General features: G+C 36.2%; 11 protein-coding genes and 1 other RNA gene. 10 read left to right on the top strand and 2 right to left on the bottom strand.

The window, feature by feature from the left end:
* The first annotated feature begins 525 nt into the window (after positions 1 to 525).
* From HMPREF3177_RS00125 to HMPREF3177_RS08660, 5 genes are all read left to right on the top strand, one after another.
* Positions 526 to 1143: a hypothetical protein gene (locus HMPREF3177_RS00125; RefSeq protein ID WP_083286797.1), complete on the top strand. Its 618-nt coding sequence runs from the start codon at positions 526 to 528 to the stop codon at positions 1141 to 1143.
* A gap of 56 nt (positions 1144 to 1199) precedes the next feature.
* A complete protein-coding gene (locus HMPREF3177_RS08455) occupies positions 1200 to 1448 on the top strand; it encodes a hypothetical protein (protein ID WP_083286796.1) in 249 nt (82 codons plus the stop codon).
* Complete coding sequence (locus HMPREF3177_RS08325; protein ID WP_083286795.1) at positions 1405 to 1704, top strand: GNAT family N-acetyltransferase; 300 nt, start codon at positions 1405 to 1407, stop codon at positions 1702 to 1704. The genes HMPREF3177_RS08455 and HMPREF3177_RS08325 overlap by 44 nt, the downstream gene beginning before the upstream one ends.
* Positions 1705 to 2193, top strand: a complete 489-nt coding sequence (locus tag HMPREF3177_RS00115; protein ID WP_070456164.1) for a GNAT family N-acetyltransferase — start codon at positions 1705 to 1707, stop codon at positions 2191 to 2193.
* Between the two features lie 76 nt (positions 2194 to 2269).
* Entirely contained in the window at positions 2270 to 2404 is a 135-nt protein-coding gene (locus HMPREF3177_RS08660) for a hypothetical protein (protein ID WP_256374318.1), read from the top strand.
* A 172-nt stretch (positions 2405 to 2576) separates the two neighbouring features.
* On the opposite strand, the gene HMPREF3177_RS00110 is transcribed toward HMPREF3177_RS08660, so the two are convergent.
* Together HMPREF3177_RS00110 and HMPREF3177_RS00105 are read right to left on the bottom strand one after the other, a co-directional pair.
* Positions 2577 to 3950 carry a sodium/glutamate symporter gene (locus HMPREF3177_RS00110; RefSeq protein WP_070456162.1) on the bottom strand — a complete coding sequence of 458 codons (1374 nt, stop codon included), beginning with the start codon at positions 3948 to 3950 and terminating at the stop codon, positions 2577 to 2579.
* A gap of 89 nt (positions 3951 to 4039) precedes the next feature.
* On the bottom strand, positions 4040 to 4807 hold the full coding sequence (locus tag HMPREF3177_RS00105; RefSeq protein ID WP_083286794.1) for a 2OG-Fe dioxygenase family protein: 768 nt from the start codon (positions 4805 to 4807) through the stop codon (positions 4040 to 4042).
* Between the two features lie 158 nt (positions 4808 to 4965).
* Between HMPREF3177_RS00105 and HMPREF3177_RS00100 the strand changes: the two genes are divergently transcribed.
* The 5 genes from HMPREF3177_RS00100 to recR all read left to right on the top strand — a co-directional run bounded on the left by HMPREF3177_RS00100 (position 4966) and on the right by recR (position 8740).
* On the top strand, positions 4966 to 5712 hold the full coding sequence (locus tag HMPREF3177_RS00100) for a carboxypeptidase-like regulatory domain-containing protein (protein ID WP_070456158.1): 747 nt from the start codon (positions 4966 to 4968) through the stop codon (positions 5710 to 5712).
* Between the two features lie 40 nt (positions 5713 to 5752).
* Positions 5753 to 6018, top strand: an RNA gene (gene ffs / locus HMPREF3177_RS00095) — signal recognition particle sRNA large type.
* A 134-nt stretch (positions 6019 to 6152) separates the two neighbouring features.
* Complete coding sequence (gene dnaX / locus HMPREF3177_RS00090) at positions 6153 to 7781, top strand: DNA polymerase III subunit gamma/tau (protein WP_070456156.1); 1629 nt, start codon at positions 6153 to 6155, stop codon at positions 7779 to 7781.
* 37 nt (positions 7782 to 7818) lie between these two features.
* On the top strand, positions 7819 to 8142 hold the full coding sequence (locus tag HMPREF3177_RS00085) for a YbaB/EbfC family nucleoid-associated protein (protein WP_040928876.1): 324 nt from the start codon (positions 7819 to 7821) through the stop codon (positions 8140 to 8142).
* A 1-nt stretch (position 8143) separates the two neighbouring features.
* Positions 8144 to 8740 (top strand): recombination mediator RecR, encoded by a 597-nt coding sequence (gene recR / locus HMPREF3177_RS00080; protein WP_068131143.1) that lies wholly within the window; start codon positions 8144 to 8146, stop codon positions 8738 to 8740.
* Positions 8741 to 8996: the final 256 nt, after the last annotated feature.

The following is an 8996-nucleotide window of genomic DNA, read 5'->3' as shown; positions in this document are numbered from 1 at the left end:
TTTTAGGAAGTTTTTGTTGTATAAAGGCATGGAAAGCCCTACGGATCATAGAACTTTTTATTTTAAAAGTGCAGGGAATTTAAGCGGATGATACAGAATAAGAATTACACAAGAACAACTAAATCGTCTTGAGTGTGGTTTATAGTATTCACCAAGTATGTGTTCCAATGTAACCCTTAAAGGGATGTTACTATGTCCACGGTTACTGTTAGACTAAATTTATTGAACAGACACTATATTTTGGACAATATTTGAACCTTATGAAGAAGAATAAAGATAGTATCATTTCAATAATATTTGTATATATAGTAGAGAAATTTTCATTATTAAAGAACATATATTTTGAGTTCTTTAGTAATCCTTTTATATCTGACTCGATTCTTTTAGAGGAGTATATCGACCAATCTGGATAGATATAGAGAAGCGGTCATTGATTAATGTTATACTAAAAGAAGTTGCTCTAAAGATTCAATCCTTATTTAAGTAGCTAAATATTATTCTCAAAGAAGAAAAAGAAAATATTTTATGAAAAGACATGTATTTGTGATGTTACTTATAAAAATCACAGCACTAAAAGGAGATATCACTTTGAAATATGTATACCATCTAGTACCTAATAGTATGCTCGGAGAAAAGCTGATTCCTCTAAATCAAATAAAGGAAATCGATGCTCAGCTCTATGAAAAATACATGGATAAGTATAACAATTCTCCTGATCGCAAGTTATTATTGGAGAGAAAGGTACCCAAATTGAATTGCCGATGGAATGATGTGGTCCATTTTTCTCCGTTACACCCTAATCACATCTACCAAGCAATGAAAGAGTTGAACGTAAATGTACCTGATGAGGTCAAATTCTATAAGATTCCTATAGAGAATCTGCAAGGGAACGAAAATGCAATATATTATTACAACCAGAAATATTATGGAGGACCATCCGCTCCCATATCCCCCAGCAATATTAATTTGCTAAAAATTGATGATTACGAAGAACTGGATAAGATACCCAAAGAGACATTTGACTACTTTCAAAGGGAAAGCAACAAGAGAAATAGGTTCGGAATGTTCCATCTTGTTCCCCACATATTGAGTATAGGACAAGTTTCAATTGAAAATGCTGAAGTTATATCGTGGAATGAATAATCAGATGAATCAGCAAACATCTTCTTATTTGAGAAGATGTTGAAGGAGTTGAACTAATGGAACAAAAAATATCTTCAGAAAATGTTTCAGTTAGACTAATACGACAGTCTGACATCACTTATGTGTTGGACTGGAGTGAAGAGCAAAAATTTTGCTCGTCAAATGGATGGAAGCTAAACAGAAATGAAGAAGAAATACACAAGTGGTGGATACTTCAAGTAAATAATGATTCAGCAGAGTGTATTAGAGAAGGAATAGAATTTGAAAAAAATAGTCGAATATGTGGATGTTACATTTATAGATAAAGAAACAGTTGAATTAGAAATTGCCATCGGTGAGAGTGAATTGTGGGGAAAGGGTATTGGCACGGAAGCAATAGATCATACAATTGAAAATACTTCAAGCGAACTGGGCATTACGACTTTTATTGCTAAAACACACGAGAAAAATAAGCGCTCAAGGAGAATGTTGGAGAAGATAAATTTCAAAGAAATTGAAGAACACCATGGGACCCATAATTCAATAACTCATTATAAATTAACATTAGCGAGAGAAAGTTAAATGCAACCCTTTAAATTAAAATTACTTGACAAGGAAAAAGATTTTAAGCCCTTTTATAACTTCATCATGAGGAATACAGATCATTTCAGAGATTATATGGAGGTCGTCCCATCTTTTGATGAAGTTATAAAAGAATTCCTATTGGATGTGCCTCCCGGCATAGATATAAAAAATAAAGAAGTGTATGGCATCTATAGAGAAGAGAATCTTATTGGTTTTCTAGACATCCTATTCAATTATCCTAAAATTTACACCTGTATGATAGGTTACTTGGTCATCGATCAAAATTATAGGAAACAGGGTATTGGTCAACAAGTATATAATCACGCTGTTGCTTATGTTAAAGGAAAAGACATGCGGAAGATTCGGCTCAGTGTTATCAGAGAAAACGAGCCGGCTGTTAGAATGTGGAAAAAGCAAGGTTTTGAAACAATAGACGAAGAGGTAACAGAATATGGTGTCCAATTAATGATGGAGCTTAGATTATAGGATTAAGCCATGAAACATCTAGGGCAAAAGCGTTATAGGCATTGGCATCAATCTTTTGTAAGACAGGCGGTATATTATGAGACTACAAGTCGGTATAGAAGAATTTAATCATGCTTTGAGCAATATTGAGGCAAAAGGTAATGTTGATGCTTGGATGGACTATTATTCATATTACTATAGACCTTTTAACAGAATATTTAAGACATTGTAAAGGAAATCTGAATGAATATTGGAGATATCGTATAGGAAAGTACAGAATAATAACTAGTATTTATGATGATAAATCATTATTAATATTATTTCTGTAGGCAATCGTTCAAATATTTATAAGTAATACATTTAAGGCAAGATTCTATTATTTATATTAGAATCTTGCCTTTTTGTTATTTCATTTGATTTTTTAATACATTTCGTTCGCTATCTGGTACGTTAAATACCCATGTGCCTGTAACTTTTGTTGCGATAACACTTCCGATAAGAATTACAAATGGAATTGCTGCTGCAATGAGCCACTGCCCACTAATTAGTAGTGCTGGGAACAGTGACCACACGACAATTTCGGCGATGTTTGTTGCTGGTGTCATCGCTGTATCTTCTATTGTTTCAGATACGTTGTCTGGGTCGACAATTCTGTATAATACAAATCCGATTGCGAATACCCCTGTTAAATAACCGTATACGAAAATTGAACGCTCGAACCAGTCGTTTTTACTGTATGCCTTACCGAGTGGCCAAATGATAATGAATACAAGTAACCAACCAACAATCAGTGATAAAATAATCGGTCCAGCATAAGACATAACGACATCTAGTTTAACTGACGCAATACCGAAAATAACGAGATAATCCGTTGCGGAACCTGAAATTCTCGTATTCACATCTTTGTCGATGTAATCATATACTGGCGTATTTCTAAGAAGTAAGAAGAATATAAGCGCTAAGATGAATCCGAGAGTAAAGTCAGGAATTCCAGCTAATACATGCTCAGCAAGCCATCTGTTAAGTACGATCGTCATACCTGTTAATGCGACGATAAATGCGCCGTGATATGTTAATGTATCTAGCGAAACAGAAGAGATTGTTTGTTGACCGAATGGACGTCTATTCTGGAAAGAAATTAGTCCAGTTTTCATATCTCCATCGATGAACTTAAAGTCTTTCATATAAGCTGTCTGACCTTTACGTGCTGCGATGTTGATTAAAATAATACCACCGAAAATTCCAGTAAGAATACCGAACGTTGCAAATGTAATTGCGATATCCTGTGCATCTTCAAACCCAAGATCTTTAAACGTTGAACCTACAGCAGCTGCTGTTCCGTGTCCACCGTAAAATCCAGAGTGAAGTAGCATTCCAAAACCATCGTTTAGGCCTGGCCAAATTTTCTTAAGAACGACAATTGTAAATACAAGTGGTACGAAAATTTGAAGTGCCCACACGATAATTTTAAATATTTGGTATCCAAGAATTCGTTTAAGTTGTGAATCATCACCAGAGCCACGTTTAAATTCAAAACCGTTAACTCCAACGACTACGAATACTAAAATGATTAAAAGACCAGCATAACCACCCATTGCCTCAGAAAATGGTATCCAACCAAGCCCGTTTGGACCAAATATTAGCCCTAAAAATCCAGCGAGTACACTCGCAGGTATGAAGAACTTTTGGAATACTTTTAAGTTAGATCTGAGGAACTGTCCAATTAAGACGAGGATAGATGCAAATGCAAAGTCAATTACAAAATCTTGAATCGTCATAGACCTATCTCCTTTATCTGTTTTTAATTATTATATCATGGAAACGTTTTATATGCGTAAAACTTAATATTTATTAAAAAGAAGTATATTTATTCTTCCATTTCAGCGACAACTGTCAGTTGATAATCAATTAGAAGGACGGATCTTAGGCCTTCTTCACCCTTCTCACCACGCGTGATCGGACTAACGTAGTGACTGACCATGTGGTCTGTGACTCCATATGATTCTAACGGCTCTGTAATTTCAAATACTTCGTGTAGTTCATCGTCTGTTGTTTCTTCTGGAAGTTTATGGCGGACTTCCGGTATGCCAATCGCATTCGTGCCACCTTCAACGTTTCTTCTTTCAATCAGGTGTGCAAATGTAAAAGGCTCACCGTCCTGATGTAACGAGTTTGGTGATGAAACCGCAACGTCGTCTTCATGTTCAACGCGAAGTTTTACAAAATGTACACCGACGTGGATTGGCATGATGAGATCTTCATCATTCCAAAACGTCTCATTATAATCTGCCATAATGATTTTTTGAAGCAGTGTATTGTTTAAAATATGATCATCAATTGCTGCGAATTCACGGTAATCACCCGGGTGTTCTGGGTTAAATTTACCTTGGAAGTATGCTGCATATTCTTTACCGTCTTTTTTAATGTTTGGTAGCCATTCGATTTGTTGACTCGTTGGTAATACGAGTGCACGTGAATAACGTCTATAACGGTTTAGCCCTTTTGCGTAGTCATCTTCAGGTAAGTCGTTACGGAAATAGTCTCGAAGAATTTCAAAGTCTTTTTCAATTCCTTCATAGTATAGTTCTTTCATATAATCGTAGCGCTTATAGCCTTTCGTTTTAAGTTCGCTCATATGTTTCATCCTTTATTATTTATTCATTATTTATATTATGAAACATTAAAGAGACAATCAAGAGTAGGATAAATGAAAAACCCGACGGACATAGGCTTATTCATGGTATAATGTTTATAATAAACGAATACGAAAAGAAGTGTTGAAGGAGAATTACAATGAAAAAATCGATTGCGATACTTCTAGGTGGGTTACTCATTTCAACACCTGCCTATGCAGATGAAAATGATGGAAACTTAAACAATCAAAATCCGGGAGATTATAATGAAAATAATCACCCGGGAAATTATGATGAAAATAATAACCCGGGAAATTATGATGAAAATAATAACCCAGGGAATTACGACGGCAATAATAATCCAGGTGATTCGTTGCAAACACCTGGAACTGATGGGAATCAAAATCCTAATGATGGACAAAATCAACAGCCGCAACAAGAGGTCACTCCACCAGTGGAGACACCTGTTCAACAAGAAGCGTCTAGGGAATCGGTTGTCGTCGCTGTCAATCAAGAGAGCTATTCGATTAGCGGACGAGTGACACTAAATGACAAACCTGTTCAGGCGAAAGTTGAAGTGGGTAACAGAGTGATTGAAACGGATCCTAATGGGCGCTATGTCGCTCAAGAACTTCAACCAGGGACGCATACTGTAAAAGTTGTAGAAGTGAATGGAAAAGCGGTAAATGAGTCTGTCGATGTTGAAATTGAAAATAAAAACAAAGTAAATATTGATATCGATATTAAAGATGACAGCGCAGACGAGAGTGAAGTTGTAGAGGAAGAAATTCAAAAGAATGATCCTCAAATTAAAGAGGCTTCAAAGGCACTTATCTTTGCGGTTGTAGGTGTTGTGTTATTAACGCTCGCAGGCTTAGTGGCGCTTTTCCTTCGTAAAAAGAGATAACGGTTGTCAATGATATTATTTTTTGCTAATATTAATTTTACCGTGCTAAGTGGGGAATTAGCGGTGCCCTGTACTTGCAATCCGCTCTAGCAAGACCGAATTCCACTTTTGAGGAATCAGATGTGAGGTCTGCCTCACGTACGTCGATGTTGAGACTTCGGTCCTATGCAATAGAACGTCATGAACCATGTCAGGTCCGGAAGGAAGCAGCATTAAGTGGCCCATTCTATGTGCCGTAGGGTAGCCGAGGTTGAGTCGAATGCGTGAGTAACGCTTGTGTTTGATATTCGACAAAGTGGTGCACGGTTTTTTTATTATGAGAAAGCAGAACTGAGGGAATTCCTTGAGTTCTGCTTTTTTGTTGTTCTTTATCAGTGAAAAATATGAGTCGACGTATGGTATAATTAGAGTAATATTTTTAAAAAAGTAGGTGCGAAAATTTGGGATATCAAGCACTATATCGTGCGTTTAGACCGCAAAGTTTTGGCGATGTAGTCGGTCAAAAGCACATAACGCAAACGTTAAAAAATGCGATCGAACGTAACAAAGAATCTCATGCGTATCTTTTTAATGGTCCACGTGGGACGGGTAAAACGTCGATTGCTAAAATTTTTGCTAAGGCAGTGAATTGTCCGAACAATCACGGTGGAGAACCGTGTAATGATTGTGCGATTTGTAAAAGTATTACAGAAGGTAGCTCGAACGACGTCATTGAAATCGACGCAGCATCTAATAATGGTGTAGACGAGATTCGTAATATTCGTGAGAAGGTAAAATATGCACCGAACGAAGCGAAATACAAAGTGTATATTATAGATGAAGTCCATATGTTAACGACAGGTGCTTTTAACGCGCTTTTAAAGACGCTCGAAGAGCCACCGAATCATGCGATTTTTATCCTTGCAACGACTGAACCGCATAAAATCCCAGCGACGATTATTTCTAGAACGCAACGTTTTGATTTTAAAGCAATTGAAACAGATGAGATTGTTGAACGCTTAAAGTATGTATCTGATACTGAAAATGTTGAATACGAAGAAGATGCTCTCGCTTATATCGCTCGTTCAGCTGAAGGTGGAATGCGAGATTCGTTATCGATTCTCGACCAAGTGATTGCATTTAGTGGTAATAAAGTTACATTAGATGACGCAGTAATGATTACTGGTGGTATTAAATTTGATGAGTTAAATGAATTTATGCAACTCATTTTAAATCTCGAAACTAGAGAAGCGTTTATGAAGTATCATCAGTTTATAGATGAGGGTAAAGATCCGATTCGGCTTGTCCATGAACTCGTCTATTATTTAAGAGATACGATACTATATGATGATGACAAATACGCACTAAACACAGTGGATGATTCTAAACTTTATCAAATGATTGATATTTTAAATGATGCGATGGTCATGATGCGCTTTAGTGTCAATGTGTCTGTTCATCTTGAAGTGGTCATTGTTAAAATGATCGAAGTTCTGAAGAAAGATAATGGAGTAAACAACCAATCTCATTCATCTAATAATGGAGAAATTGAAGCGTTAAAAAGAAAAGTGAATGCACTTGAAGCGGCACTTCAAAATGGTGCTCCAGTGAGACAGATGCCAGAGAGAAAAATTCCACGAAACAAACCATATTCTTTCGAAAAAATTAAAGAAGTACTCGATAAAGCGAATCATGAAGATACAGGAAAAATTAAAAGAGAATGGGCAAATGTTATACAACACGTTGAAGCACAGGGACAAAACTCACTTCGTGCACTTATTAAAGACTCAGATCCGGTGACTGCGAGTGAAACGAAAGTGCTTATTAAGTTTAAAAACGAGGTACATTCTGAACTTATAAACAACGATAGTAATAAAACAGAAGAATTAGAACGATTGATTCATCCTATAATAGGGAAGAAAGTAAAAGTAGTCGGAGTACCAGAAGAGGCTTGGGAAGACGTTCGGCAGAAATATGTTGCGAATTTTAAAGAATCTAGAGAAGAAACTATGAAGGAAGTAAAGTCTTCTGACAAAGCAAAAGAACTCTTTGATAGCAGTATCGTTGAAATAAAAGGTCAGTCCGATTAAAATAAATACAGTAAATATATTATTGGAGGTTTTATAAATGCGTGGCGGAATGGGTAACATGCAAAACATGATGAAACAAATGCAGAAAATGCAAAAGAAGATGGAAGAAGAGCAACAAAAATTAAAAGAAGAAAAGATAGAAGGTAGCGCTGGCGGTGGTATGGTAAAAGTAACAGTGTCTGGCCATAAAGAAATCTTAGATGTAGTAATTAACGAGGAAGTTGTCGATCCAGAAGATATCGAAATGCTACAAGACTTAATTACAGCGGCGACAAACGACGCATTAAATAAAGCGGACGAACTCGTTTCTGAAAAACTTGGTCAACATACTAAAGGGCTAAACATCCCAGGGCTGATGTAATATGTATTATCCAGAACCAATATCAAAACTTATTGATAGTTTTATGAAATTGCCTGGTATCGGTCCAAAAACAGCGCAACGTCTCGCGTTCTATGTTCTCAATATGAAAGAGACAGACGTTGTGGATTTCTCTAAAAGTTTGATGGATGTCAAACGAGAACTACAATATTGTTCGGTCTGTGGTCATATTACGGACGAAGATCCATGCTATATATGTAGGGATAAAAACCGTGACCGCTCGATGATATGTGTCGTTCAAGATACAAAAGACGTCATTGCGATGGAGAAAATGCGTGAATATAACGGACTATACCACGTACTACACGGTGCGATTTCACCGATGGATGGTATTGGTCCAGAGGATATTAATGTTCCGAGTTTAATTGAGCGATTAAAAGACGAAAACGTAAAAGAGTTAATACTCGCAACGAATCCAAATATTGAAGGCGAAACTACTGCGATGTATATTACTCGCCTCGTTAAACCGATTGGTATAAAAACGACGCGACTCGCACAAGGGTTATCTATCGGTGGAGATTTAGAGTATGCCGATGAAGTAACGCTATCGAGAGCGATAGAATATAGAACAGAAATCTAAATAAAGTTGAGTAGAATGATTTCTACTCAACTTTTAAAATTAATTTTTAAAAAACACTTGCATTTAAAATATAGACGATGTATAGTACTATCTTGTGAGCAATCACAACAAAGAAATTCGAAACGAAAACAAAAAGTTTTAATTTCGAATTTATTCGAAATTAATAGTTGCGTTTTAAAAATGAACGTGCTATAGTAAATATTGCGCTTTTCAAAAGCGCGACAAATGAACATTGAAAACTGAATGACAATATGTC

The sequence above is a fragment of the Nosocomiicoccus sp. HMSC09A07 genome, from assembly GCF_001808485.1.
In the GTDB taxonomy this organism is placed as follows: Bacteria; Bacillota; Bacilli; order Staphylococcales; family Salinicoccaceae; genus Nosocomiicoccus; species Nosocomiicoccus ampullae_A.
The sequence above is the reverse complement of the archived record's forward strand: the minus strand, read 5'-3'. Positions and strand labels throughout refer to the sequence as shown.

Excerpts from the sequence above, each read along its gene's own strand:
- recR (WP_068131143.1), top strand. The coding sequence starts at position 8,144 with ATGTATTATCCAGAACCAATATCAAAACTTATTGATAGTTTTATGAAA.
- HMPREF3177_RS00105 (WP_083286794.1), bottom strand. The coding sequence starts at position 4,807 with ATGAGCGAACTTAAAACGAAAGGCTATAAGCGCTACGATTATATGAAA.
- HMPREF3177_RS08660 (WP_256374318.1), top strand. The coding sequence starts at position 2,270 with ATGAGACTACAAGTCGGTATAGAAGAATTTAATCATGCTTTGAGCAAT.
- HMPREF3177_RS08455 (WP_083286796.1), top strand. The coding sequence starts at position 1,200 with ATGGAACAAAAAATATCTTCAGAAAATGTTTCAGTTAGACTAATACGA.
- HMPREF3177_RS00125 (WP_083286797.1), top strand. The coding sequence starts at position 526 with ATGAAAAGACATGTATTTGTGATGTTACTTATAAAAATCACAGCACTA.
- HMPREF3177_RS00115 (WP_070456164.1), top strand. The coding sequence starts at position 1,705 with ATGCAACCCTTTAAATTAAAATTACTTGACAAGGAAAAAGATTTTAAG.
- HMPREF3177_RS00085 (WP_040928876.1), top strand. The coding sequence starts at position 7,819 with ATGCGTGGCGGAATGGGTAACATGCAAAACATGATGAAACAAATGCAG.
- HMPREF3177_RS00100 (WP_070456158.1), top strand. The coding sequence starts at position 4,966 with ATGAAAAAATCGATTGCGATACTTCTAGGTGGGTTACTCATTTCAACA.
- HMPREF3177_RS00110 (WP_070456162.1), bottom strand. The coding sequence starts at position 3,950 with ATGACGATTCAAGATTTTGTAATTGACTTTGCATTTGCATCTATCCTC.